This window comes from Streptomyces sp. NPDC104581 (assembly GCF_055583685.1).
In genome coordinates this window covers 109,447-135,098 of record NZ_JBVJNN010000015.1, presented here as the reverse complement: position 1 = coordinate 135,098, position 25,652 = coordinate 109,447, and the positions used below count along the sequence as shown (strand labels likewise).

Sequence of the window (25,652 nt, the reverse complement as noted above, 5' to 3'; positions counted from 1 at the left end):
GGCCGCCGTACGGACGGACGGGCCCCACCCGGAGACAGCGCTCGGGTCACGTCACCGCCAGCGGCTCACTTCCACGTTCTCCAGGACGCCGAGGGCGTCCGGCACGAGCACCGCCGCCGAGTAGTAGGCGGTGACCAGGTACGAGATGATCGCCTGCTCGTCGATGCCCATGAACCGGACCGACATGCTGGGCTCGATCTCGTCCGGGATGCCGCTCTGCTGGAGCCCGATGACGCCCTGCTCGCTCTCACCCGTACGCATACAGATGATCGAGGTCGTCCGGGCGTCGGAGACCGGGATCTTGTTGCAGGGGAAGATCGGCACACCGCGCCAGGCCGGCACATGGTGGCCCCCGACCTCCACCGTGGCCGGATTGAGCCCCCGCTTGTTGCACTCACGGCCGAAGGCGGCGATGGCCCGCGGGTGGGCGAGGAACATCTTCGAGCCGCGGCGGCGGGACAGCAGCTCGTCCATGTCGTCGGGGGTCGGCGCGCCGTCGTGCGGCTGGAGCCGCTGGCCGTAGTCGCAGTTGTGCAGCAGGCCGAACTCGCGGTTGTTCACCAGCTCGTGCTCCTGGCGCTCGCGCAGCGCCTCGACCGTGAGCCGCAACTGCTGCTCGGTCTGGTTCATCGGCTGGTTGTAGAGGTCCGCGACCCTGCTGTGGACCTTCAGTACGGTCTGCGCGACGCTCAGCTCGTACTCCCTCGGCGCCCCCTCGTAGTCCACGAACGTATGGGGCACCAGCGCCTCGCCGACATGGCCGGCGGACAGCTCGATGGCCGCCTCGCCGTACTTGTTGGTCCGCTGCGCGGGGATGGACACCAGCGCGTCCAGATGGCCGCGCAGCGACTGCGCCCGCTCGGCGAGGTTCAGCACGTCCTGCCGGGTCAGCACCAGTACGGTGCAGGCCGTGGCCGCACGCGCCGTGTACGACCAGGTGGCCTCCTCGTCCACCAGCGACTGATCCCCGAAGTACGCCCCGTCGGCGAGGACTTCGAGCACGGTCTCGTCCCCGTAGGGCCCCTCGCCGACCTTCTCCACCTTGCCGTGGGCCAGCAGGTACACCCGGTCGGCCGGGCCGCCGGCCTCGGCCACGGTCTGGCCCGGTGCGAACTCCTGCTGCTCGCAGCGGTTCGCCAGCTCGGTCAGTACCTCCTCGTCCTCGAAGTCGCGGAGCGCCGGCAGCTCACCCAGCTCGGCCGGGATGACCGCCACCCGGTCGCCGGTCTGCACGAACGTCACGCGTCCGTCGCCGACCGAATAGCTGAGTCGGCGGTTGACCCGGTACGTACCGCCCTGGACCTGCACCCAGGGCAGCATCCGCAGCAGCCACCGTGAGGTGATCTCCTGCATCTGTGGCGCCGACTTCGTGGTGGTCGCCAGGTTCCGTGCCGCGGCCGTTCCCAGACTCTGCTGGGAAGGGGGCTCCACCGTACGGACCTCGTCACCAACCGACATGAATCTCCCTCTCGATCATGGGCTGACCTGCGTGAAAAAGCTTTGCATCACGTGTAGTTGTCGCGCCATCACACAAATGAGTGGGACTGGATCCGCGTGGTCGGGGCACATTCACGGCTTCTGTCATCCACGGCTCACGCCCGGCCGAAAGTGACCGGATCGGCTCGTACAGCGTGCGAATCGATGGTCCACTCCGCCGTGTCCGGGTAAGAGGCCAGCGAAAAGAACCGAAGCAGAACGCTCCACATCCATCGGTCAGGAGGCGGCCATGGCCACACCCATGTCTGCGAGCAGCTTCATCCGCGCGCTGAAGAACGAGGGTCTGACGGTCGTCGAGGTCGGCGACTGGCGTACGCACAACCGCAACCACGTGGGGCCCTGGGGCCCGGTGCACGGCGTGATGATGCACCACACGGTCACCAAGGGCACCGCGAACACCGTCCGAATCTGCCGTGACGGGTACGCGGGACTGCCGGGGCCGCTGTGCCACGGTGTCATCTCGAAGGACGGCAGAGTCCATCTCGTCGGCTACGGCCGGGCCAACCACGCGGGCAGTGGCGACGACGACGTCCTGCGCGCCGTGATCGCCGAGAAGGCCCTGCCGCCGGACAACGAGGCCAACACGGACGGCAACCGGCACTTCTACGGTTTCGAGTGCGAGAACCTGGGCGACGGCAAGGACCCGTGGCCGGCCGTCCAGGTGGAGGCGATGGAGGCCGCGGCGGCCGCCGTCTGCCGCGTCCACAACTGGAACGGCCCCTCGGTCATCGGCCACCTGGAGTGGCAGCCGGGCAAGATCGACCCGCGCGGCGTCTCCATGGCGGGTCTGCGGCGGCGTGTCGACGAACGCCTGAAGTAGCCCGCCGGCCGGCCCGGCGCCGGCCGGCGCGACAATCGACGTGTGACTCCGGAAGCGCTCGACCTCGCCGCCCTGCGGCCACGCCTGCCGTCACCCCTGGGGGCCGTCGAGGACGAGCGCTTCACCCGCCGCGGCGTACGGCTGCTGCTCAAGCGCGACGATCTGATCCACGCCGCCCTGCCGGGCAACAAGTGGCGCAAACTCGAACCCAACCTGCGGGCCGCCTCCGAGGGCGGTCACCGCGTCCTGCTGACCTTCGGCGGCGCCTACTCCAACCATCTGCGCGCCACCGCCGCCGCGGGCCGGCTGCTCGGCTTCGCGACGGTCGGCGTCGTACGGGGCGACGAACTGGCCACCCGCCCGCTGAACCCGTCACTCGCCGCGTGCGCGGCCGACGGCATGCGGCTGCGTTTCGTCGACCGGGCGACCTATCGCCGCAAGACCGAGCCCTCCGTAATGAGGGAGATCCTGGAGGCGGCCCTCGACGGTCTCGGGCTGCCCCGCGAGCAGGTCCACGTCCTTCCGGAGGGCGGCAGCAACTCCCTTGCCGCGCGGGGCTGCGCGGCCCTCGGCCGGGAGCTGCGCGGCGCGGCCGACGTGGTGGCTGTCGCCTGCGGCACCGGCGGGACACTGGCGGGCCTGGCCGCCGGTCTCGACCCGGGCCAGCGCGCCGTCGGCTTCCCGGTGCTGAAGGGCGGCTTCCTGGCCGGGGAGATCCGCGCCCTCCAGCTGGCCGCGTTCGGCGGGCCCCGGGGCGACTGGACTCTGGACGAGCGCTTCCACGGCGGCGGCTACGCCCGTACGAGTCCCGCCGCCGAAGGCTTCGCCGCCGACTTCGAGGACCGTCACGGGCTCCCGGTCGAGCGCCTGTACGTGGCCAAGATGCTCCTCGGGCTGACCACCCTCGCCGAGGAGGGCGCCTTCCCGCGCGGCAGCACGGTCGCCGCCGTCGTCACCGGCCGTCCTCCCGGCCCGGCCGACGGTGGTCAGTCGGTCTCCTCGCGGTAGGCCACGGCCTCCTCCAGATCCAGTCTGCGCAGCAGCGTCCGCAGCATCTCGTCGTCGATCCGCCGCTCGTCCCGCAGCGTCACGAAGACCTCCCGCTCGGCGCCGATCATCTCCCTGGACAGCCGCTGATAGGTGCGGTCGGCGGATTCGCCGGTCAGTTCGTTGACCGTGCCGAGCCGCTCCCACACGGAGTTCCGCCGCCGCTCCAGCACGTTCCTGAGCCGGTCGGCCAGCGGTTCGGCCAGGGCGTTGCGCTCGTCGGCGAGCAGTTCGTCGAGCCGCTGTTCCGCCGCCAGCGACGCCCGGCTCTGCGCCTGTGCCTCGGCCAGCGTCTCGGCGTAGCTGTCGCGCCCCGGCAGCTTCAGCGTCCTGATCAGCGCGGGCAGCGTGAGGCCCTGGACGACCAGGGTCGCGATGACGGTCGTGAACGTCAGGAAGAGAACGAGGTTGCGGGCCGGGAAGGCCGCGCCGTCGTGCGTGGTCAGCGGGATGGAGAAGGCGATGGCCAGCGACACCACGCCGCGCATGCCGGCCCAGCCGACGATCAGCGGCGCCTTCCAGGTGGTGTCCGGTTCCCGCTCCCTGACCCGCTTCGACAGCAGACGCGGTACGAAGGTGGCCGGGAAGACCCAGAGATAGCGGACCAGCACGACGGTGGCGAACACCCCGACGGCGTAACCGGCGACCTCCGTCCCCCCGTAGGAGCCGAGCCCCTTCAGTACATAGGGGAGCTGGAGCCCGATCAGCGCGAAGACGACGGACTCCAGGAGGAACGACACCATCTTCCACACGGCCTGCTCCTGGAGCCGGGTCGCGAAGTCGACCTGCCAGGACCGGTGGCCGAGGTAGAGCCCGACCACGACGACGGCCAGCACCCCCGAGGCGCCCACCTGTTCGGCCGCCGCGTAGGCGACGAACGGGATGAGCAGCGAGAGGGTGTTCTGGAGAAGCGCCTCCCGCAGATGCGTACGGAGCCAGTGGAGCGGCACCATCAGTACGAGGCCGATTCCGATGCCTCCCAGGGAGGCAAGCGCGAACTCGCCGATCCCGCCGGCCCAGCTCGCGCCCTCCCCTACGGCCGCCGCGAGGGCCACCTTGAACGCGGTGATCGCGGTCGCGTCGTTCACCAGCGACTCACCCTGGAGGATGGTCGTGATCCGGCTGGGCAGCCCCAGTCTGCGCGCGATCGCGGTGGCGGCGACCGCGTCCGGCGGCGCGATGACGGCGCCGAGCACCAGGGCCGCGGTCAGCGGCATCTCGGGGATGAACAGATACGCGAGATAGCCGACGACGACCGTCGCGAAGAGGACGTATCCCACGGAGAGCAGGCCGACGGCCCGCACATTGGCCCGCAGGTCCAAGTACGAGCTCTCCACGGCGGCCGTGTGCAGCAGGGGCGGCAGCAGCAGGGGCAGCACGATGTGCGGGTCGAGTACGTAGCTGGGCACGCCCGGTACGTAGGCGGCGCCGAGCCCCGCCGTGACAAGGAGCAGCGGGGCCGGAACGGGTGTCCTGCGCGCCGCCGCCGCGATCACCGCGCTTCCCGCCACCAGGGCGATCAGCTGCAACGGGTCCATCCCACGTCCTCCGCTAGCGTCGTAATCTGGCCATCATGAGTGAGTGCCCGCACGTTGCCGACCTCCCACGCCCCGAACCCGTGCCGCTGAGCGCGGCCTGCCTGGAGTGTGAGGCTTCGGGCAGCCACCACGTACAGCTCCGGCTCTGTCTGGTCTGCGGTCATGTGGGGTGCTGCGACTCGTCACCGCACCGGCACGCCACCCGGCATTTCAGGGAGACGGGACACCCCGTGATGCGCAGCTACGAGCCCGGTGAGTCGTGGCGCTGGTGCTTCGCCGACGGTTCGATCGTCTGAGCCCTGGGTACGTCAACCATCCGCCGGTTCTTCGCAATTGGTTCCCGCACACCTCTAGCCACTGTCCGTACTCGTATGCCTACTATGAGTAACTGACCGGTCGGTGCCGGCCCGGGGGTCCCTGCGACACGGGACCATGGATCGCGATAGCGTCGCCAGTCCAGACCGGCCTTGTGCCGACCATGTAACGCGAGGCTCCGGGGTTTCCCTTCCCGGAGCCCTTGAGAAGCTTGTGCCACCTTGGAGGTGAGGGTGTCCCAGATCGCAGGCGAGCCCGGGACCCAGGACTTCGTGGAAGTCCGGCTGCCCGCTGCGGGTGCCTACCTGTCCGTGCTCCGTACGGCTACGGCCGGCCTGGCAGCACGCTTGGACTTCACCCTCGACGAGATCGAGGACCTGCGCATCGCGGTCGACGAGGCCTGCGCGATCCTGCTCCAACAGGCCGTACCGGGCTCCGTCCTGAGCTGTGTGTTCCGGCTCATCGACGATTCCCTCGAAGTGACCGTCTCGGCGCCGACGACGGACGGGCGCGCGCCGGAGCGGGACACGTTCGCGTGGACCGTGCTCTCGGCGCTCGCGGGCAAGGTGGACGCGACGGTCGCCGATGACCGCACGGTCGCCATCAGCCTGTACAAACAGCGCGGCGCGGGACCCGGGCCGGCGTGAGGAACGGGGACGGTCCGGTGCGTGACGAGGAGCGGGTCCCACAGGATCCGCGCGAAGGGCATGAGGTACCGGCGGATCCGGCGCTCATGCCGTCGGGCATTCCGGAGCAGCAGGCCCGGCCCCATCCGGTGGACGGGCCTGACGGCCGGACGGCCGGGGCGGAGCAGGCGCAGGCAGAGCGGGCGGCCACGATGAGCGAGCACAGGCAACACGACCCACATGACCGCAGCGGGGCGCGGGCGATGTTCATCGAGCTGCGCAAGCTGCCGGAGGACTCTCCCGAACGGGCTCTGCTGCGCAATCAGCTGGTGCGGATGCATCTGCCGCTCGTGGAGCATCTGGCCCGCCGCTTCCGCAACCGCGGTGAGCCGCTGGACGATCTGACGCAGGTGGCGACGATCGGCCTGATCAAGTCGGTGGACCGGTTCGATCCGGAGCGGGGTGTCGAGTTCTCGACGTACGCCACTCCCACGGTCGTCGGAGAGATCAAGCGGCACTTCCGTGACAAGGGCTGGGCGGTGCGGGTGCCGCGCCGCCTCCAGGAGTTGCGGCTGTCGCTGACGACAGCGACGGCCGAACTGTCCCAGCAGCACGGCCGTTCGCCGACGGTGCACGAGCTGGCGGAACGTCTCGGCATCTCCGAGGAAGAGGTCCTCGAAGGGCTGGAGTCGGCCAACGCGTACAGCACGCTGTCGCTGGACGTCCCGGACACGGACGACGAGTCCCCGGCGGTGGCGGACACGCTCGGCTCGGAGGACGAGGCGCTGGAGAGCGTCGAGTACCGCGAGTCGCTGAAGCCTCTGCTGGAGGATCTGCCGCCGCGGGAGAAGCGGATTCTGCTGCTGCGTTTCTTCGGCAACATGACGCAGTCCCAGATCGCGCAGGAGGTCGGCATCTCCCAGATGCATGTCTCGCGGCTGCTGGCGCGGACGCTGGCGCAGCTGCGCGAGAAGCTGCTCGTGGAGGAGTGACGCGCGGTCGCCGGAGACGGGCCCGTCCCGGGCGTCCGGCGGCCGGGGACCGGGGCCCCATGCGCCGGGCGATTCGCCGGCGACGGCCTACGCGCGGTCCCGGCCGCGGATGCCGAGCGCCTCGGTGGTCGTCGGGTTGACCAGCAGTACCAGCGCCGTCACGGCGACGACGGCGAGCGCGATCCCGGCCGGGATCAGCGGGCCGCTGGAGCGCAGCAGCGTCCAGGCGACGGGCAGCGCCATGATCTGGGTGACGAGCGCGGGGCCGCGGCTCCAGGCGCGGCGCAGCATCAGTCCGCGTGCGGCGAGCAGCGGGATGACGGCGAGGGCGATGAGGGTGATGCCGCCCATCTCGGCCTGCTGCGGACTGTCGGGCCGTCCGAGGAGGCCCATCGCGAGCATGTATCCGCCGCCGGCGACGAGCGCGAGGGCTTCGAGGCCCGCGCAGGCCGCCGCCGCGGCCAGTCGCCCCGGGCGCGGGCTGGGGTCGGTGGTGTTCCGCTCACTGCTGCTCACCCCAGCAGGGTAGCCGCCGGGTCGCGGCGACCGGGCGGGCCCCGGAGGGGGCGCGGACCGCCCGGGGAGGGGGCGGGTGCCCGTGGCCGGTAATCTCCTCCGTATGCGCGCACTCCTTGTGGTCAATCCGGCAGCAACCACCACCAGTGCCCGCACACGCGACGTACTCATCCACGCGCTCGCCAGCGAGATGAAGCTGGAGGCGGTGACGACCGAGTACCGGGGGCACGCCCGGGATCTGGGACGGCGCGCGGCGGACTCCGAGGACATCGAGCTGGTGGTCGCGCTCGGCGGTGACGGCACGGTCAACGAGGTCGTCAACGGCCTTCTGCACAACGGTCCTGACCCCGACCGCCTGCCGCGGCTGGCCGTCGTTCCGGGCGGTTCGACGAATGTCTTCGCGCGTGCGCTGGGGCTGCCGAATGACGCCGTGGAGGCGACCGGCGCAATTCTGGACGCGCTGAGTAACCGGAGCGAACGCACTGTCGGCCTGGGACTGGCGGGCGGTACTCCGGGTACGGACGACGAATCGGTTCCCGCACGCTGGTTCACTTTCTGCGCGGGGCTGGGATTCGACGCCGGAGTGGTCGGCCGGGTCGAACAGCACCGGGAACGCGGTAAGCGTTCGACGCACGCGCTCTATGTGCGCCAGGTGGTACGGCAGTTCATCGACGAGCCGCATCGCCGGCACGGCATGATCACGCTTGAGCGCCCCGGCGAGCAGCCGGTCACGGACCTCGTGCTGTCCATAGTCTGCAACACGGCCCCCTACTCCTACCTGGGCAATCGTCCGCTGTACGCGTCGCCGGGCGCCTCGTTCGACACCGCTCTGGATGTGCTCGGGCTGAGCAGACTGTCGACTCCGGCGGTGGCTCGTTATGCGACGCAGTTGCTCAATTCGACCCCCGATCGGGGCCCGCACGGCAGGCACGCGGTTTCCCTGCACGACCTGACGGACTTCACCTTGCATTCGAAGGTCCCACTGCCCTTCCAGATGGACGGCGACCACCTGGGACTGCGAACCAGCGTGACGTTCACAGGCGTACGCCGTGCACTGCGTGTGATTGTGTGAGTGGAAGTAGGGAAAGTCCTTTCACTCGAACGTTTAGGCTGGCATCCACCCCATGGAAGTACGGCTGTGACCGAGTCGACACCGAGGAATCAAAAAAAACTTTCCTGAAGGGGTTGTATCCGCAGCCGAGGTTTGCGAATCTCTACATGGCGCTCGGGACGGCCCGCTTCACCGGCCTCCGCTGAGCGCCAGAACCCCCTCCTCAAACCAGGACCACACCAGTTCATCTGGGAGTCGGCCCTTCCCTTGTCGGGGGATTCGTGAAAGCGTTCACATTCACAAGCAATCCGCACGTAACACCAAGAGAGGTAGCAGCCATGGACTGGCGTCACAACGCCGTTTGCCGCGAGGAAGACCCGGAGCTCTTCTTCCCCATCGGCAACACCGGTCCTGCGCTGCTGCAGATCGAGGAAGCCAAGGCCGTCTGCCGTCGCTGCCCCGTCATGGAGCAGTGCCTGCAGTGGGCGCTCGAGTCCGGCCAGGACTCGGGTGTCTGGGGTGGCCTCAGCGAGGACGAGCGCCGCGCGATGAAGCGTCGTGCCGCTCGCAACCGGGCGCGTAACGCGACCGCCTGAGCCCCCGCCACAGACCTTGAGCACGGCGGCGCGTACAGCGTGTACGCATAACCCCGCCCCCGAACCGCAGCGCGCAGTACCCCCCGATGCGCAAACGTCATAGAGCTTGAGGCCGAGCCCCGGACCGTCACCACGGTCCGGGGCTCGTTGCTGTGCCGACCGCCGTGAGAATGCTGTGAAGAAGAGGCGCCCGGCCCGGTCCCTGCGGCCCGAAGCGCGGGCGGGCGCCGGTTACTTGTGCGGCTCCACCGGGATGTCGAGGATCACCCGGGTGCCCCGCTCCTGGCCGGGAAGCATGTCGAATCCGCCGCCCAACTCCCCTTCCACCAGGGTTCGTACGATCTGGAGACCGAGATTGCCGGCCCGCCGGGGATCGAAGCCCTCCGGCAGCCCGCGCCCGTCGTCCTGGACGGTGATGAGCAGCCGGGCGCCCGAACGACCGCCGTCGGCGCGGCGTTTGGGAGAGGTCCCGCCGCTGCGGACGGCGTGCACCTCGACCGTGCCGCGCTCCCCCGTCGCGAAGGCGTGCTCCAGCGCGTTCTGGAGGATCTCGGTGAGGACCATCGACAGCGGCGTCGCCACCTCCGCGTCGAGAATCCCGAACCGGCCCGTCCGGCGGACCGTCTTGCCGGGTGAGATCTCCGACACCATCGCGAGCACCCGGTCGGCGATCTCGTCGAACTCGACACGTTCGTCCAGATTCTGGGAAAGCGTCTCATGGACGATGGCGATGGAACCGACCCTGCGCACCGCCTCGTTGAGGGCTTCGCGGCCCTGCTCCGAGTCCATCCGGCGCGCCTGGAGCCGCAGCAGCGCGGCGACCGTCTGGAGGTTGTTCTTCACCCGGTGGTGGATCTCCCGGATGGTGGCGTCCTTCGTTATCAACTCACGCTCGCGGCGCCGTAGTTCGGTGACGTCACGGAGCAGGATCAGCGAGCCGATCCGGGTGCCCTTCGGCTTGAGCGGGATGGCCCGGAGCTGGATGACGCCGCCGCTGCTCTCGATCTCCGTCTCGCGCGGGGCGTATCCACTGGCCAGTTTGACCATGGCCTCGTCCACCGGGCCGCGCGCCGGGGCCAGTTCGTCGGTCGTCCGCCCGAGATGGTGTCCCACTAGGTCGGACGCGAGTCCCAGCCGGTGATACGCCGAGAGGGCGTTGGGGCTCGCGTACTGGACGACTCCGTCGACGTCGAGCCGGATCAGACCGTCGCCGACGCGCGGCGACGCGTCCATGTCGACCTGCTGGCCGGGGAAGGGAAACGATCCGGCGGCGATCATCTGCGCGAGGTCGGAGGCGGACTGGAGGTAGGTCAGCTCCAGCCGGCTGGGGGTGCGGACCGTCAGCAGGTTGGTGTTGCGCGCGATCACGCCGAGCACACGGCCGTCGCGGCGTACGGGAATGGACTCGACCCGGACCGGGACCTCCTCGCGCCACTCCGGGTCCCCCTCCCGCACGATCCGGCCCTCGTCCAGCGCGGCGTCGAGGAGCGGTCTGCGGCCCCGGGGGACGAGATGGCCGACCATGTCGTCCTGGTAGGACGTGGGGCCGGTGTTGGGCCGCATCTGGGCCACGGAGACGTAGCGGACGCCGTCGCGGGTGGGGACCCACAGGACGAGGTCCGCGAAGGACAGGTCGGAGAGCAGCTGCCACTCCGAGACCAGCAGATGGAGCCATTCGAGGTCGGACTCGGTGAGCGCGGTGTGCTGGCGTACGAGGTCGTTCATGGAGGGCACACAGGGGAGCGTACCCGCGAGGTGATCCGGGGCGGGTGGTGCGACGTGGGGGTGGGCCGGGCCGGAAAATGGGCTCCCCGATCCATGGACAGACGAGAATGGTCTAGTCCACAATGTTCGAGTAAAGCTTCCGCCCTCCCCGCACAGGAGGACGGAACGGGGTAACCGGCGCTCTCTGCCCTGACTGCGTCGATACCTCCTCGCGGCCCTCGCGGCCGTAGCAACTCCGGGCTGCGGTGCCGGACGGGCTGAGGGTCCCGTCCTGGCGCCGCGGCCCGTGGGTGTCTCCGGGGGCCGCCGGCGGAAGCGGGGCGGACGGGCGGACGCGGACTCAGTGGGTCTCGGTGACCTTGGCCAGCGCGCGCGGGGCGTCCGGGTCCTGGCCGCGCGCCAGGGTGATCTCGTACGCGAGGCGCTGGAGCGGCAGGATCTCCAGGACCGGCTGGACCTCCTCGGCGACGCCCTCGGTGGGAAGCGCGAATCCCGCCGACGCGGCGGCCGTCTCGGACTCCGGTCCGACCACGCAGAGGTCCGCGCCCCGGCCGCGCAGCCGGTCCAGGACCGGCCGGAGGGCTTCGCCGCCCCGGCCGCCGGTGACCACGGCGATGACCGGGGAGATGTTGTCGACCATGGCGAGCGGGCCGTGCAGCAGGTCGGCGCCGGAGTAGGCCAGCGCGGGGATGTAGCTCGTCTCCATGAGTTTGAGCGCCGCCTCCCTGGCCGTGGGATAGCCGTAGCCGCGTGAGGTGATGACCATCCGCTCGGCGAACCGGTAGCGGGCGGCCAGCGTGCGCACCTCGTCCTCGCGGGCCAGGATCCGTCCGGCCAGCTCCGGCAGCACGTCCGCGGCCTCCCCGGCGCCGCCGCCCAGGCCCTCGACGAGGAGGTAGAGCGAGAGCAGGGAGGCCGTGTACGTCTTCGTCGCGGGCAGGGCCCTCTCCGGGCCCGCGAGGACGTCGATGTGGAACTCGGAGACGGCCGCGAGCGAGGAGTCGGGGTTGTTGGTCACGGCGAGGGTGACGGCCCCCGCCTCGCGGGCGGCCCGGGTGGCGGCGAGGAGGTCGGGCGAGCCGCCGGACTGGCTGACGGTGATCACCAGTACGTCGCGCAGGTCCGGCCGGGCGCCGAAGGCCGTCGTCGTGGACATGGAGGCCAGCCCGCAGGGCAAGCCCCGGCGGATCTCCAGCAGGTACTTGGCGTAGAGCGCGGCGTGGTCGGAGGTGCCGCGGGCGGTGAGCAGGACGAAGCGGGGACCGCGGGCCGCGACGCGGGCGGCCACCTCGCGGATGCGCGGCGCGCCCTCGTCGAGGACGCGGCGCAGCACCGCCGGCTGTTCGGCCATCTCGGCGGCCATCAGCCGGCCGGGCGCTCCGGTGCGCGCGTGGTGCGGCGCGCCCTCTGGGGAAGGGTCGGTCGCTGGCATGCCGGGTGCCTCCTTCGCCGGGAGATGGCCGGGGGACGGCGCCCACGGGGCCCGCACAAGTCGACCACGGGAACGTCCGCCCCCGCCAGCGGAAGGGCCCGCGCCGCCGGTGGGCGCTCTGCTAGATTGGTCTATACCACAAGACTCAGCGGACTCTTACCAGATCGGCAGGCCCAGCGTGGAAGTTGTCATCGTCCAGGACGCCAAGGCGGGCGGCGAGCTCATAGCGGAGAGCATCGCGGGTCTGCTGCGCCGTAAGCGCGACGCCCTGCTCGGGGTCGCCACGGGATCGACCCCGCTGCCCGTCTACCAGGCACTGACAGCCAAGGTGCGCGCCGGCGAGGTGGACGCGTCGGGCGCCCGCATCGCGCAGCTCGACGAGTACGTCGGCCTGCCGGCCGGGCACCCGGAGTCGTACCGCTCGGTGGTCCTGCGTGAGGTGGTCGAGCCGCTCGGGCTCGGCGAGGACGCCTTCATGGGACCCGACGGCGCCGCCGAGGACGTACAGGCGGCGTGCGAGGCGTACGACCGGGCCCTGGCCGAATCCGGCGGCGTGGACCTCCAGTTGCTCGGCATCGGCACCGACGGGCACATCGGCTTCAACGAACCGTGCTCGTCGCTGGCCTCGCGGACCCGTATCAAGACGCTCACACGGCAGACCCGCGAGGACAACGCCCGGTTCTTCGACAGCCCGGACGAGGTCCCGCACCACGTCATCACCCAGGGCATCGGCACGATCCTGGAGGCCCGGCACCTGGTGCTGCTGGCCACGGGCGAGGGCAAGGCGGAGGCGGTGGCGCAGACCGTGGAGGGGCCGGTGGCCGCCGTCGTACCCGCCTCCGCGCTGCAACTGCACCCGCACGCCACGGTGGTGGTCGACGAGGCCGCCGCGTCCAAGCTGAAGCTGGCGGAGTACTTCCGCGCCACCTACGCCGCCAAGCCGGCGTGGCAGGGCATCTGACGACCTCTCCCGGACCGCCGGGAGTCACGCGAACGCCGGAGGGGCCGCGGATCCGCGGCCCCTCCGGCGTTCGCGTGACGCGTGCCCTGTTCAGGCCCCCCGGCCCGTCAGGGCCTCCGCCGCCGCCGTGCCGCAGACGCGTGCGGCGCCGTAGGTGGCGATGTGCGGGCTTCCCGTGGGCTCGGCGTGGTTGACACCCATCTCCACGACGGCGGTGTCCGGACGGGCGGCGAGGACGCCGTCGAGGACGGCCGCCATCCGGGGGTGCCGGTGGATGTCGCGTACGACGGCGACGATCCGGCGCTCCCCCGCCGCGGCCAGCACCTCGGCCGCGGTGGTCTCGCCGCCGTAGGTGCCGGTCTCCGTGCCGGGCAGCAGCGCCGTCAGTGCGGGCGCGACGCCCCAGGGGGTCTCGTCGCCGACGGCGATGTTGGCGACGGGCGCGAAGGAGGCGACGTACGGCGCCTCCTGAAGAGGTTCGACCGTGCCGGTCACCCGCAGGGCGCGACGCGCGGCGACCAGCCCGATGTCCGCTCCGGTGCCACCGCCGGCGCCGCCGATGCCGGGCGCGGTCCCCTCCTGTACGGCCGCGCCCGGCCCCGAAGCCCCCCGCACCCGGAGCGCCCAGTCGGCGAGGGCGCGTACCCGCGCCGCCGCGTCGGCCAGCCGCTCCTCGGGCAGTTCGCCTTCCCGTACCGCGGCGACCAACGCGTCGCGCAGCCGCAGGACGGTGTCCTCGTCGGCCAGGCCGCCGCCGACGCAGATCGCGTCGACGCCCGCGGCGATCGCGAGGACGGAGCCGCGCTCGATGCCGTACGTCGACGCGATGGCCTGCATCTCGATGCCGTCGGTGACGATCAGCCCGTCGAAGCCCAGCTCCCCCCGGAGCAGACCGGTGATGATCTGCGGGCTGAGAGTCGCGGGGCGGTTCGGGTCGAGCGCGGAGAGCAGGATATGCGCGCTCATCACGGATTTGGAACCCGCGGCGATCGCCGAGCGGAAGGGCGCCAGTTCGCGGGCGTGGACTGTGTCGAAGTCGACGTCGATACGGGGCAGCGCGTGGTGGGAGTCGACGGCCGTGTCGCCGTGGCCGGGGAAGTGTTTGGTGCAGGCGGCGACCCCGGCGGACTGGAGGCCTTCCACATAGGCGGCCGTGTGCCGGGAGACGAGCGCCGGGTCGGCGCCGAAGGACCGGACGCCGATGACGGGGTTGTCGACGTCGGAGTTGACGTCGGCGGACGGCGCCCAGTTGAGGTTGACGCCGCACGCCGCGAGCCGGCCGCCCAGCTCGCGCGCCACGGCCCGTGTGAGGTCCACGTCGTCGACCGAGCCGAGCGCGTAGTTGCCGGGGAACGAGGAGCCGTCGCGTACTTCGAGACGGGTGACGTCCCCGCCCTCCTCGTCGATGGCGACGAGGACGTCGTCCCGCTCGGCCCTGAGCCGGGCGGTGAGCGCGGCCAGTTGGGCCGGCGAGGCGATGTTGCGCCCGAAGAGGCCGACGGAGGTCAGGCCCTCGCCGACGCGCCGCAGCAGCCAGTCGGGGGCCGTGGTGCCCCGGAAGCCGGGCTGGAGGACGGCGAGCGCGTCGCGGGTCAGGGTGTCGGAGCTGTGGGTGAGAGTGGTCATACGGCGCTATCCCTTTACTGCGCCGGAGGTCAGACCGGTCGCCATCTTCTTCTGAATGATCATGAAGAACACCACCACGGGCAGGGCGATCAGGGTGGAGGACGCCATCAGCGCCCCGTAGTCGGTGCCCCGCTCGGTGGTGAAGGTCATCAGCCACACGTTGAGTGTGTACTTGGAGTTGTCGTTGATCAGGATGTACGCGAAGAGGTACTCGTTCCACGCGTTGACCAGCGCGAAGATCGACGCCGCCGCGAGGCCGGGGGCCAGCAGCGGGAAGATCACCCGCCGGAAGGCGCCCATCCGCGTACAGCCGTCGACCATCGCCGACTCCTCCAGCTCCACCGGGATGTTCACGACGAAGCCGCGGATCATGATGATCGCGAACGGCAGCGTGGACACCAGGTAGACGATGATCAGGCCCCAGTACTCGTCCAGGCCGCCCATCGCGTTGAGCTGCGCGTAGATCGGGATGAGCATCGCCGTGGGCGGCAGCATCTGTACGAGGATCAGCACCATCAGCAGCGCGCGGCGGCCGAAGAACCTGAACCGGCCGATGGCGAGCGCCGCCAGCGTCGCGATGACCATGCCGCCGACGACCGCGGTGACCGAGACGATCAGGCTGGACTGGACGGCGGTGGAGAAGTTCGGCTGGTCCACCGCGCGGGCGAAGTTGTCGAAGGTGAGCGACGACGGCCACAGCGTCTGGTCGTACGAGCGGATCTCGTGGTTGGGCCGCAGCGCGCTGATGACCAGCCAGTACACCGGGAACGCCATGACGACGGCGAACAGCAGACCGAGCACGTCGTAGACGCCGCGGCTCTTCTTGCGGTCCGGGCGCAGCTCCTGCGCGGCGACCGCCGGGGGCGTGGCCGGAACGGGCGCGGGCGCGGTGGAGGTTGAGGTGCTCATTCGACCTCTCCTGTCTTCATCAGCTGACGCAGGTAGAACACGGCCACGCCGGAGAGCAGCAGGACGGTGATCAGGGCGATCGCGGTGCCCTGGCTGAAGGAGGTGGACTCGAAGGCCTTCGAGAAGGAGTAGAGGCCGAGGGTCTCGTACTCGGGTTCGGGCTTGTTGCCGCGCAGCAGCCAGATCTGGCCGAAGACGTTGAAGTCCCAGATCACCGAGAGGGTGGTGACCATGACGAAGACGGGGCGGATGACGGGCCAGGTCACGTAGCGGAAGATGCCGCGGACGTTGGCGCCGTCGAGGGCCGCCGCCTCCTCCAGCTCCCGGGGGACCTGGGTGAGGGCCGCGTACAGGGTGATCACGACGAACGGGACGGCGCCCCAGACGACCAGCAGGGTGATGATCGCGAAGCCCTGCCACGGGTCGAGGAACCAGTTGTGGCCGAGGAACTCCTCGCCGGCGACCTTGGCTATCAGGGTGTTCAGCAGGCCGTAGTCGGAGTCCGACAGCCAGCGGAAGATCGAGGCGGCGACCATCAGGGGCATCGACCAGGCGGCGATCAGCGCCGCCGTGAGGGTCAGGCGCACCCAGGTGGACAGCCGGGTCATCATCATGGCGACCAGCAGGCCGATGGCCATGGTGAGGCCGACACAGACGGCCATGAAGAGGACGGTGCGGCCGGTGACGGACCAGAATTCGCTGTCACCGAGGATGTTCGTGAACTGCTCGAAGCCGACCCAGGGGGGCGGCTCCCCCGTCCACAGCTCACGCCGCCCCATGTCCTGGAAGGACATGATCACGGTCTTGGTGAGCGGGAAGGCGTAGACGGCGGCGATGGCGAGGATCGCCGGGAGGATCAGCAGGAACGGGAGGAGTTCGCCCTTCTTGCGGCGTCTCTTCCCGGTCGTCTTGACCGTCCCGTTCCCGGGGGTGGGCCGGCCGTCTGTCCCTTTCGGGTCACGCGGTACCGGGGGCGCCGGTGGTCCGGCGGCCTCCTGCGTGTCGGCAGCAGTCACGTGACTGACCTTCCGTTTCGTTCTCCGCACCGAATCCGCGCCCGGAAGGGCGGGGAGCGGGGGTCCGGTGGTGACCGGACCGCCGCCCCCGCGGACCCGCCGACGGGCCTCCGGGGGCGGGGGCGCCGGAGGCCCTGGCGTTCGGGACCCCCGGGTCAGGGACTGGTGTGGCTCGGGCCCTGACCCCGGGGCTCCTGGGTCAGGACTCTTCGTTGATCAGTTCGTTGATCTTCGCGTCGGCTTCCTTCGTGGCGTCGGCCACGGAGTCACCCTTGAGGATCGACAGGAGCATGTTCTCCAGGACCTCCTCCTTCTCGATGGAGGTCCAGCCGGGCGCGATGGGGGTGAACCACGCGTCGGGCACGGCGTTGGCGATCGGAGCGGTCTCCGGCTTCGCCTTCAGCGGCTCCAGCTGCTTCTCGTTGTTGGGGAGGATGTTCTTGCCGGCGAGAACATCCATGGACTTCTCGCTGGTGAACATCGAGACCCAGTCCTCGGCCAGGTCCTGGACCTTGGACTTGCTGGTGATCGCCAGGTCGGAGCCGCCGATGAAGGAGGGCAGCGCCTTGCCGTTCGGGCCGGGCATTCCGGCGGTGAGGATCTTGCCCTCGAGCTTGGGGTTGCCGTTGTTCTTGCCGTCGATGACGGAGCCCGACTCCCAGCCGTTGCCGTAGATGAGGGCCGCCTTCTCGTTGGCCATCACGTTGGCGTGGTCCTGCTCGTCCTTCGTCTGGTCGGCCTTGTTGTACTTCTTGACCAGGTCGATGAAGTGCTGGATGCCCTTCTGCGCCTCGGGCGTGGAGAGCGAGCCCTTCCACTCCTTGGCGCCCTCGTCGTACGTGGCGATCGCGCCGTCGTACGCGGCGACGTAGGACATGGCGGCGTACCAGTAACGGCCGGGCAGGTAGAGGCTGGAGGAGCGCTTGTCCTTCTTGCTGTTCTCGGCGGCGATCTTGTCCATCGCCGCGAGCATCTCGTCCTCGGACTCCGGCAGCGTGTCGAGGCCGGCGCCCTTCTTGAGCATGTCCGTGTTGTAGATCGCCACGCGCGCGCCGGCGTAGTAGGGCACGCAGTACTGCTTGCCCTCGAAGGTGCAGGTGTCCTTGAGCCCCTGGATCCAGGTGTCCGAGTTGTCGTACTTCTTGGGATCGACCTCGGCCACCGCGCCGTTGAGGATGTACTGCATGGTCTCGGTGTTGCCGAGCTCGACGACGTCCGGGAACTTGTCGCCGCCCAGGGCGGTGTCGAGCTTCTTGGCCTTGTCCGCCCACTGCTGGTACTGGACATCGACCTTGACGTTCGGGTACTTCTCCTTGAACTGCGCGTTGACATCCTTGACCAGTTCCGGCCAGGTGCTCTGCGCGTCCACCATCAGCCAGACGGTGACTGTGTCCTTACGGTCCTTCGGGTCCTTCGCCGAACCGCTGTCGTCCGATCCACACGCCGCGACCGAGAACATCATGCCCGCGACGCCGATCGCCGCGATGAGCTTGCGCTTCACGCCACCCTCCTCAGGGATTCCTGCAACCCCCTCCCCACCGCGAAGACTTACGACGAGTACCACCGGGGCTGGGACCTGGTCTTTAATGGTTTAGACCAGTACGGGGAGCTTGGCCTAGACCTTTAGGGGTGTCAAGGGTGTATAAGAGGGCTGTCGTGTCCGTTATCGGACCGACACCTGGATCGGGGAGACGACCCGCGACCGGACCGTGCCACCATGTGAGCCGCAACAGACGGAGGAGCCGGTGACGGCAGCAGCGCAGGAGTCGGGAAGGCAGACCATGGCCACGGACGGGGGCGGCACCGAGACCGAGAACGGGGCGGCCACCCGTACCGCACGCGTGCCCAAGTACTACCGGCTGAAGCGGCACTTGCTCGACATGACGGAGACGCTGCCGCCGGGCACTCCCGTACCGCCGGAGCGCACCCTGGCGGCCGAGTTCGACACCTCGCGCACCACCGTGCGCCAGGCGCTCCAGGAGCTGGTCGTCGAGGGCCGGCTGGAGCGGATCCAGGGCAAGGGCACCTTCGTGGCCAAGCCCAAGGTGTCGCAGGCGCTCCAGCTCACCTCGTACACCGAGGACATGCGCGCGCAGGGCCTGGAGCCGACCTCGCAGCTGCTGGACATCGGCTACGTCACCGCCGACGACACACTCGCCGGGCTCCTCGACATCACCGCCGGCGGCCGGGTGCTGCGCATCGAGCGGCTGCGGCTGGCGAGCGGCGAGCCGATGGCCATCGAGACCACGCACCTTTCGGCCAAACGCTTCCCCGCGCTGCGCCGTTCGCTCGTCAAGTACACCTCGCTCTACACCGCGCTGGCCGAGGTGTACGGCGTCCACCTCGCGGAGGCCGAGGAGACGATCGAGACGTCGCTCGCGACACCGCGCGAGGCGGGGCTCCTCGGGACCGACGTGGGCCTGCCGATGCTGATGCTCTCGCGGCACTCGATCGACACCGCCGGGGAGCCCGTGGAGTGGGTCCGCTCGGTGTACCGCGGCGACCGCTACAAGTTCGTGGCGCGGCTGCGCAGACCGACCGACTGACTCCGGAGGGCCGGCTGCCGATATCGGCGTAGGCCCACGTCAAAGGGCATGTTCGGGAACCGGCGCGGAAGTACGGAACGCACACCGTTGCCGTACCGATATGCGGACGGGGGGTGACGCGTGCCGAAAAGGTCCCCTAGATTTCCTGCGAGTTTCAGCAGGTGATCCAGTGAGGGGACGACTCGCCATGCCAGAGCCGGCACAGCCAAGTTCCGCCGCACCGAAATCGTCCGGGCGTCTCACGCCGAAGTCGATCGTCATATGGGCGCTCGTCGCCCTGGTGGGAGCGGTCGGCTGGGGTGTCCTCGCGCTGTCACGCGGCGAGGAGATCTCCGCGGCCTGGATGCTGGCCGCGGCACTCGGCTCGTACGCGATCGCCTACCGCTTCTACTCCAGATTCATCGCCCGGCGGGTCCTGAAGGTCGACAAGACACGGGCCACGCCCGCCGAACGGCTCGACAACGGTGTCGACTTCCACCCCACCGACCGGCGCGTGCTCTTCGGCCACCACTTCGCGGCCGTCGCGGGCGCGGGACCGCTCGTCGGACCGGTGCTGGCCGCGCAGATGGGTTATCTGCCCGGCACGATCTGGATCGTCGCGGGTGTCATCTTCGCGGGCGCGGTCCAGGACATGGTCACGCTGTTCTTCTCCACGCGCCGCGACGGCCGTTCGCTCGGCCAGATCGCGCGTGACGAGATAGGCCCGTTCGGCGGCGCCGCCGCGCTCATCGCGGTCTTCCTCATCATGATCATCCTGCTGGCGGTGCTGGCACTGGTCATCGTCAACGCGCTCGCCGACTCGCCGTGGGGTGTCTTCTCCATCGCGATGACCATCCCGATCGCGCTCTTCATGGGCGTGTATCTGCGGGTGATGCGGCCGGGCAAGGTCAGCGAGGTCTCGCTCATCGGCGTGGCGCTGCTCCTGCTCGCGATCGTGGCCGGCGGCTGGGTCGCCGAGTCCTCGCTCGCCGACACCTTCACGCTGGAGGCCGGCACGCTGGTCATCTGGATGATCGTGTACGGCTTCCTGGCGTCCGTGCTGCCGGTCTGGATGCTGCTGGCGCCGCGCGACTACCTGTCGACCTTCATGAAGGTCGGCACGATCGCGCTGCTGGCGATCGGCGTGGTCGTGGCGCTGCCGACGATGAAGATGGACGCGGTCACGGAGTTCGCGAGCCGCGGTGACGGCCCGGTCTTCGCCGGATCGATGTTCCCGTTCGTCTTCATCACGATCGCGTGCGGCGCGCTGTCCGGTTTCCACTCCCTCATCTCCTCGGGCACCACACCGAAGATGGTGCAGAAGGAGACCCAGATCCGGATGATCGGGTACGGCGCGATGCTCACCGAGTCGTTCGTCGCGATCATGGCGATGATCACGGCGTGCATCATCGACCCGGGTCTCTACTTCGCGATCAACTCCCCCGCCGGAGTCATCGGCGGCACGGTCGAGTCCGCCTCCCAGGCGGTCGCCAACCTCGGCTTCACCATCTCGCCGGACCAACTCGCCCAGGCGGCCAAGGACGTCGAGGAGTCGAGCCTGCTGTCGCGGACCGGCGGCGCGCCGACCTTCGCGCTCGGCATGGCCGAGATCTTCTCGTCCGTCATCGGCGGCGCGGGGATGAAGGCGTTCTGGTACCACTTCGCCATCATGTTCGAGGCGCTGTTCATCCTGACGACGGTGGACGCGGGGACGCGCGTCGGGCGCTTCATGCTCCAGGACATGCTCGGCAACGTGTACAAGCCGATGCGCCAGGTCAGCTGGAAGCCGGGCGTCTGGTTCGCCAGCGCCGTGGTCGTCGGCGCGTGGGGCTACTTCCTCTGGGTCGGCGTGCACGACCCGCTGGGCGGCATCAACCAGCTCTTCCCGCTGTTCGGCATCGCGAACCAGCTCCTGGCCGCGGTGGCGCTCGCCGTGTGCACGACGCTGCTGGTGAAGTCCGGGCGCCTCAAATGGGCCTGGGTGACGGCGGTTCCGCTGGCCTGGGACGCGGCGGTCACGCTCACCGCGAGCTGGCAGAAGATCTTCTCCGAGGACCCGAAGGTCGGCTTCTTCAAGCAGCGCGAGGTCTACCAGACGGGCATCGACAACGGCGAGGTGCTCCCTCCGGCGAAGACGATGGACGACATGCACACGGTCGTCACCAACTCGACGGTGGACGGCGTGCTCTGCGCGCTCTTCGCGATCCTGATCATCGTGGTCATCGCGGACGCCGGCCGCGTCTGCTACAAGGCGATCCGGCACCCGGAGAGCGTCAAGCTCTCGGAGACGCCGTACGTGAAGTCGGAACTGGTCGCGCCGGCGGGCATGTTCGCGACGAAGGAGGAGAAGGCGGAACTGGCCGCGGCGGAGACGAAGGCGTCGGCCGGGGCGGGCGCCGGGACGGGCCGGTCATGACCTCGGCGGCGAAGGTGCGCCACGCGGTGGGCCGGATCCGCTGGTACGTGAGGGAGTTGACGGGCGAGTCGGCGTACGACCACTACGTGGCCCACACCCGCGCCTGCGACCCGACGGCGGAGCCCCTGACACGCCGCGCCTTCGAACGGAACCGGATGGACGCACGCGAGGCGGACCCGCGGGAGGGCTTCCGCTGCTGCTGAGCATGACGACCGAAGGGCCGCTGTTCCCCCGGGGGGAGCGGCGGCCCTTCGCCGCTCCCCCTGATCGAGGAGGTCCGACACAACATGTGGGGGGTGCCGCTCCCAACGAGCCCCACATGTATGCTCAAGTCTGCTGTCGCCGCAGGAGAATCCGGTGGAAATCCGGAACTGTCCCGCAACGGTGTGCTGTGGTGCGCTTCGTCGCGCCCGCGAGTCCGAGCACCTGCCGACGGCGCATCCGGGTCGACCGAACCGGGTGCCGAGACGTCCGGGCCCCGAGGCAGGGCCGGTGGACGCCGCGCCGCGCGCCGCCCGTTTCCGGGACGGCCTACGCTGCCGTGCGCCGCCGTGCCCTCCCCGAGGCCCAGAGCCGAGCGAGGGAGAGCACCACGTGACCATCGCGCCAGCCGATCCGGCTTCAGCGATCTCCGAGCGGGGACGGGAGACGGCCGGACCGGCCGACGGACCCGGGACGGGCCTTCTGCGGCTCCTCACGGACCTCACCGCCGACCTCGCCGACACCGAGCCCGGCAGGGTCGCCGCCGCCGCGCTCCGTGGCCGCAGCGCCGCCTCGGACGAGGCCGAGCTGCGCGGACTCGCCACCGAGGCCGCCGCCGGGCTCATCTCCGAGGACCCCGCGTACTCCCGCCTCGCCGCCCGCCTGCTCACCCGCGCCATCGCGGAGGAGGCCGCGGGCCAGGGCGCCGTCTCGTTCTCCTCCTCGGTCGCCGTGGGCCACGCGGAGGGGCTGATCGCGGACCGTACGGCCGCGTTCGTCACCCGCCACGCCGCCCGCCTCGACGCGCTGATCGACCCCGCCGCCGACGACCGCTTCGGCTACTTCGGTCTGCGCACCCTCTTCAGCCGCTATCTGCTCCGGCACCCGATCAGCCGCGATGTCATCGAGACGCCGCAGTACTTCATGCTGCGCGTCGCGTCCGGGCTGGCCAAGGACGACTCCCCGGCCGCCGTGGACGAAGTCGCCGCGCTGTACGGCCTGATGAGCCGACTCGACTACCTCCCCTCCTCCCCCACCCTCTTCAACTCCGGCACCCGGCACCCCCAGATGTCGTCCTGCTATCTGCTCGACTCCCCGCTGGACGAGCTGGACTCCATCTACGACCGCTACCACCAGGTGGCCCGCCTCTCGAAGCACGCGGGCGGCATCGGCCTCTCGTACTCCCGTATCCGCGCCCGCGGTTCGCTGATCCGCGGCACGAACGGGCACTCCAACGGCATCGTGCCGTTCCTCCGGACGCTCGACTCCTCGGTCGCCGCCGTCAACCAGGGCGGCCGGCGCAAGGGCGCCGCCTGCGTGTATCTGGAGACGTGGCACGCGGACATCGAGGAGTTCCTGGAGCTGCGCGACAACACCGGCGAGGAGGCGCGCCGCACGCACAATCTGAACCTCGCGCACTGGATCCCCGACGAGTTCATGCGCCGGGTCGACGCGGACGGCGACTGGTCGCTCTTCTCGCCGGCCGACGTGCCCGAGCTGGTCGACCTGTGGGGCGACGCGTTCGACGCGGCGTACCGCGCGGCCGAGGCGGCGGGCAAGGCCCGCAGGAGCATCCCGGCGCGTGAGCTGTACGGCCGGATGATGCGTACGCTCGCGCAGACCGGCAACGGCTGGATGACCTTCAAGGACGCGTCGAACCGTACGGCGAACCAGACCGCCGAGCCCGGCGCCGTCGTGCACTCCTCCAACCTCTGCACCGAGATCCTGGAGGTCACGGACGACGGCGAGACGGCCGTCTGCAACCTGGGCTCGGTCAACATCGGGGCGTTCGTGACCGGGAGCGGCGAGCTGGACTGGGAGCGGCTGGACGACAGCGTCCGCACCGCCGTCACCTTCCTCGACCGGGTCGTGGACATCAACTTCTACCCGACCGAGCAGGCCGGCCGCTCCAACGCCAAGTGGCGCCCGGTGGGCCTGGGTCTGATGGGCCTCCAGGACGTCTTCTTCAAGAAGCGGCTGCCGTTCGACTCCCCCGAGGCCGCCGCCCTCTCCACCCGGATCGCCGAGCGGATCATGCTCGCCGCGTACGAGGCGTCCTGCGACCTCGCCGAGCGCGAGGGCCCGCTGCCCGCCTGGTCGAAGACCCGGGCGGCGCGCGGCGTGCTGCACCCGGACCACTACGACACCACCCTCAACTGGCCCGAGCGGTGGGAGGCCCTGCGGGCGCGCGTCGCGAAGACGGGAATGCGCAACTCCCTGCTGCTCGCCATCGCGCCGACGGCCACCATCGCCTCGATCGCGGGCGTGTACGAGTGCATCGAGCCACAGGTCTCCAACCTCTTCAAGCGCGAGACGCTGTCGGGTGAGTTCCTCCAGGTCAACGCCTATCTGGTGGCCGATCTGAAGAAGCTCGGCGTGTGGGACGCGCAGTCCCGTGAGGCGCTGCGCGAGTCCAACGGCTCGGTGGCGGCCTTCGGCTGGATCCCGGCCGAGGTGCGCGAGCTGTACCGCACGGCGTGGGAGATCCCGCAGCGCGGCCTGATCGACATGGCGGCGGCGCGCACGCCGTTCCTCGACCAGAGCCAGTCGCTGAACCTGTTCCTGGAGACACCGACCATCGGCAAGCTCAGCTCGATGTACGCGTACGCCTGGAAGAAGGGGCTGAAGACGACGTACTACCTGCGCTCGCGGCCGGCGACGCGGATCGCCCGCGCGGCGAAGTCCCAGCCGGTCACCGCCGCGGCGCCGGTGCCCGTACCCGCGCGGCCTGCGCCCGTGCCCGCACAGCCGGCGCCGGACGCCGACGCCGTCGCCTGTTCCCTGGAAAACCCCGAGTCCTGCGAGGCCTGCCAGTAATGACCACGTCCGACGCAGAGAAGAACCTGCTCGACCCGGGCTTCGAACTCACCCTGCGCCCCATGCGTTACCCGGACTTCTACGAGCGCTACCGGGACGCGATCAAGAACACCTGGACGGTGGAGGAGGTCGACCTCCACTCCGACGTCGCCGACCTCGGCAAGCTCACCCCCGGTGAGCAGCACATGATCGGCCGGCTGGTCGCGTTCTTCGCGACGGGCGACTCGATCGTCGCGAACAACCTGGTGCTGACGCTCTACAAGCACATCAACTCCCCCGAGGCGCGGCTCTACCTCTCGCGCCAGCTCTTCGAGGAGGCCGTGCACGTCCAGTTCTATCTGACGCTGCTCGACACCTACCTGCCGGACCCGGCGGACCGCGCGGCGGCGTTCGACGCGGTCGAGGAGATCCCGTCGATCCGTGAGAAGGCGCAGTTCTGCTTCAAGTGGATGGACTCGGTCGAGAAGATCGACCGCCTGGAGTCCCGGGCCGACCGGCGCCGCTTCCTGCTGAACCTGATCTGCTTCGCGGCCTGCATCGAGGGCCTCTTCTTCTACGGGGCGTTCGCCTACGTCTACTGGTTCCGCTCGCGGGGCCTGCTGCACGGGCTGGCCACAGGCACCAACTGGGTGTTCCGGGACGAGACGATGCACATGAACTTCGCCTTCGAGGTCGTGGACACCGTCCGTAAGGAGGAGCCGGAACTCTTCGACGACGCGCTGCGGCAGCAGGTCACCGACATGCTGAAGGAGGCGGTCGAGGCGGAGCTCCAGTTCGGCCGCGACCTGTGCGGGGACGGCCTGCCGGGCATGAACACGGAGTCGATGCGCGAATACCTCCAGTGCGTCGCGGACCAGCGACTCCAGCGCCTGGGCTTCGCGCCGGTGTACGGCTCGGAGAACCCGTTCTCCTTCATGGAGCTCCAGGGCGTCCAGGAACTGACCAACTTCTTCGAACGCCGCCCCTCGGCGTACCAGGTGGCGGTGGAGGGCACGGTCGGCTTCGACGACGACTTCTGAAGGGGCT

Annotated in this window: 22 protein-coding genes and 1 riboswitch; of the genes, 13 read left to right on the top strand and 9 right to left on the bottom strand. The window is 69.9% G+C overall.

Annotated features, from left to right (window positions below):
* Positions 1-51 precede the first annotated feature (51 nt).
* A complete protein-coding gene (locus tag ACZ61E_RS15240) occupies positions 52-1,458 on the bottom strand; it encodes a family 2B encapsulin nanocompartment shell protein (RefSeq protein WP_469700096.1) in 1,407 nt (468 codons plus the stop codon).
* 268 nt (positions 1,459-1,726) lie between these two features.
* On the opposite strand from ACZ61E_RS15240, the gene ACZ61E_RS15235 reads away from it, so the two are divergent.
* Both ACZ61E_RS15235 and ACZ61E_RS15230 read left to right on the top strand, forming a co-directional pair.
* Positions 1,727-2,317, top strand: a complete 591-nt coding sequence (locus tag ACZ61E_RS15235; protein WP_355187977.1) for an N-acetylmuramoyl-L-alanine amidase — start codon at positions 1,727-1,729, stop codon at positions 2,315-2,317.
* A 42-nt stretch (positions 2,318-2,359) separates the two neighbouring features.
* Complete coding sequence (locus ACZ61E_RS15230; RefSeq protein WP_469700095.1) at positions 2,360-3,325, top strand: 1-aminocyclopropane-1-carboxylate deaminase/D-cysteine desulfhydrase; 966 nt, start codon at positions 2,360-2,362, stop codon at positions 3,323-3,325.
* Here ACZ61E_RS15230 and ACZ61E_RS15225 read toward each other — a convergent pair.
* The gene (locus ACZ61E_RS15225; protein WP_469700094.1) at positions 3,304-4,902 is read right to left on the bottom strand and encodes a Na+/H+ antiporter; all 1,599 of its coding nucleotides are present in this window, start codon (positions 4,900-4,902) and stop codon (positions 3,304-3,306) included. The genes ACZ61E_RS15230 and ACZ61E_RS15225 overlap by 22 nt on opposite strands.
* A gap of 35 nt (positions 4,903-4,937) precedes the next feature.
* Between ACZ61E_RS15225 and ACZ61E_RS15220 the strand changes: the two genes are divergently transcribed.
* The 3 genes from ACZ61E_RS15220 (at position 4,938) to ACZ61E_RS15210 (ending at position 6,835) form a co-directional block, all read left to right on the top strand.
* Positions 4,938-5,198 (top strand): UBP-type zinc finger domain-containing protein, encoded by a 261-nt coding sequence (locus tag ACZ61E_RS15220; protein ID WP_469700093.1) that lies wholly within the window; start codon positions 4,938-4,940, stop codon positions 5,196-5,198.
* A 252-nt stretch (positions 5,199-5,450) separates the two neighbouring features.
* Positions 5,451-5,864: an ATP-binding protein gene (locus tag ACZ61E_RS15215; RefSeq protein ID WP_023538758.1), complete on the top strand. Its 414-nt coding sequence runs from the start codon at positions 5,451-5,453 to the stop codon at positions 5,862-5,864.
* Positions 5,861-6,835: an RNA polymerase sigma factor SigF gene (locus ACZ61E_RS15210; protein ID WP_078075149.1), complete on the top strand. Its 975-nt coding sequence runs from the start codon at positions 5,861-5,863 to the stop codon at positions 6,833-6,835. The genes ACZ61E_RS15215 and ACZ61E_RS15210 overlap by 4 nt, the downstream gene beginning before the upstream one ends.
* 87 nt (positions 6,836-6,922) lie before the next feature.
* On the opposite strand, the gene ACZ61E_RS15205 is transcribed toward ACZ61E_RS15210, so the two are convergent.
* Entirely contained in the window at positions 6,923-7,351 is a 429-nt protein-coding gene (locus ACZ61E_RS15205; RefSeq protein WP_469700092.1) for a hypothetical protein, read from the bottom strand.
* A 103-nt stretch (positions 7,352-7,454) separates the two neighbouring features.
* Here ACZ61E_RS15205 and ACZ61E_RS15200 point away from each other — a divergent pair, with 103 nt between their 5' ends.
* Positions 7,455-8,423, top strand: coding sequence for a diacylglycerol/lipid kinase family protein (locus ACZ61E_RS15200; RefSeq protein ID WP_469700091.1), 969 nt, complete (start codon positions 7,455-7,457; stop codon positions 8,421-8,423).
* Between the two features lie 317 nt (positions 8,424-8,740).
* Entirely contained in the window at positions 8,741-8,998 is a 258-nt protein-coding gene (locus ACZ61E_RS15195; RefSeq protein WP_004937597.1) for a WhiB family transcriptional regulator, read from the top strand.
* A 231-nt stretch (positions 8,999-9,229) separates the two neighbouring features.
* On the opposite strand, the gene ACZ61E_RS15190 is transcribed toward ACZ61E_RS15195, so the two are convergent.
* Positions 9,230-10,723, bottom strand: a complete 1,494-nt coding sequence (locus ACZ61E_RS15190; RefSeq protein ID WP_469700117.1) for a histidine kinase N-terminal domain-containing protein — start codon at positions 10,721-10,723, stop codon at positions 9,230-9,232.
* 340 nt (positions 10,724-11,063) lie between these two features.
* A complete protein-coding gene (locus tag ACZ61E_RS15185; protein WP_469700090.1) occupies positions 11,064-12,155 on the bottom strand; it encodes an SIS domain-containing protein in 1,092 nt (363 codons plus the stop codon).
* A 178-nt stretch (positions 12,156-12,333) separates the two neighbouring features.
* On the opposite strand from ACZ61E_RS15185, the gene nagB reads away from it, so the two are divergent.
* Complete coding sequence (gene nagB, locus ACZ61E_RS15180; RefSeq protein WP_469700089.1) at positions 12,334-13,116, top strand: glucosamine-6-phosphate deaminase; 783 nt, start codon at positions 12,334-12,336, stop codon at positions 13,114-13,116.
* 90 nt (positions 13,117-13,206) lie between these two features.
* Here nagB and ACZ61E_RS15175 read toward each other — a convergent pair whose 3' ends face one another.
* The 4 genes from ACZ61E_RS15175 to ACZ61E_RS15160 form a co-directional block, all read right to left on the bottom strand.
* Positions 13,207-14,742, bottom strand: coding sequence for a glycoside hydrolase family 3 protein (locus ACZ61E_RS15175; RefSeq protein WP_469700088.1), 1,536 nt, complete (start codon positions 14,740-14,742; stop codon positions 13,207-13,209).
* A 6-nt stretch (positions 14,743-14,748) separates the two neighbouring features.
* Entirely contained in the window at positions 14,749-15,651 is a 903-nt protein-coding gene (locus ACZ61E_RS15170) for a carbohydrate ABC transporter permease (RefSeq protein ID WP_469700087.1), read from the bottom strand.
* Positions 15,648-16,667: a carbohydrate ABC transporter permease gene (locus ACZ61E_RS15165; RefSeq protein WP_469700086.1), complete on the bottom strand. Its 1,020-nt coding sequence runs from the start codon at positions 16,665-16,667 to the stop codon at positions 15,648-15,650. Before ACZ61E_RS15165 ends, ACZ61E_RS15170 begins: the two co-directional genes overlap by 4 nt.
* 199 nt (positions 16,668-16,866) lie before the next feature.
* A complete protein-coding gene (locus ACZ61E_RS15160) occupies positions 16,867-18,168 on the bottom strand; it encodes a sugar ABC transporter substrate-binding protein (protein ID WP_469700085.1) in 1,302 nt (433 codons plus the stop codon).
* A 280-nt stretch (positions 18,169-18,448) separates the two neighbouring features.
* Here ACZ61E_RS15160 and ACZ61E_RS15155 point away from each other — a divergent pair, with 280 nt between their 5' ends.
* The 5 genes from ACZ61E_RS15155 to ACZ61E_RS15135 all read left to right on the top strand — a co-directional run bounded on the left by ACZ61E_RS15155 (position 18,449) and on the right by ACZ61E_RS15135 (position 25,645).
* The gene (locus tag ACZ61E_RS15155) at positions 18,449-19,213 is read left to right on the top strand and encodes a GntR family transcriptional regulator (protein ID WP_078075156.1); all 765 of its coding nucleotides are present in this window, start codon (positions 18,449-18,451) and stop codon (positions 19,211-19,213) included.
* Positions 19,214-19,400: 187 nt separating this feature from the next.
* Positions 19,401-21,608: a carbon starvation CstA family protein gene (locus tag ACZ61E_RS15150; protein WP_469700084.1), complete on the top strand. Its 2,208-nt coding sequence runs from the start codon at positions 19,401-19,403 to the stop codon at positions 21,606-21,608.
* Positions 21,605-21,811, top strand: coding sequence for a YbdD/YjiX family protein (locus tag ACZ61E_RS15145; protein WP_469700083.1), 207 nt, complete (start codon positions 21,605-21,607; stop codon positions 21,809-21,811). Before ACZ61E_RS15150 ends, ACZ61E_RS15145 begins: the two co-directional genes overlap by 4 nt.
* 133 nt (positions 21,812-21,944) lie before the next feature.
* Positions 21,945-22,044, top strand: a riboswitch (adenosylcobalamin-variant (AdoCbl-variant) riboswitch).
* A 158-nt stretch (positions 22,045-22,202) separates the two neighbouring features.
* Positions 22,203-24,626, top strand: a complete 2,424-nt coding sequence (locus ACZ61E_RS15140) for a ribonucleoside-diphosphate reductase subunit alpha (RefSeq protein WP_469700082.1) — start codon at positions 22,203-22,205, stop codon at positions 24,624-24,626.
* A complete protein-coding gene (locus ACZ61E_RS15135; RefSeq protein ID WP_469700081.1) occupies positions 24,626-25,645 on the top strand; it encodes a ribonucleotide-diphosphate reductase subunit beta in 1,020 nt (339 codons plus the stop codon). The genes ACZ61E_RS15140 and ACZ61E_RS15135 overlap by 1 nt, the downstream gene beginning before the upstream one ends.
* Positions 25,646-25,652 lie beyond the last annotated feature (7 nt).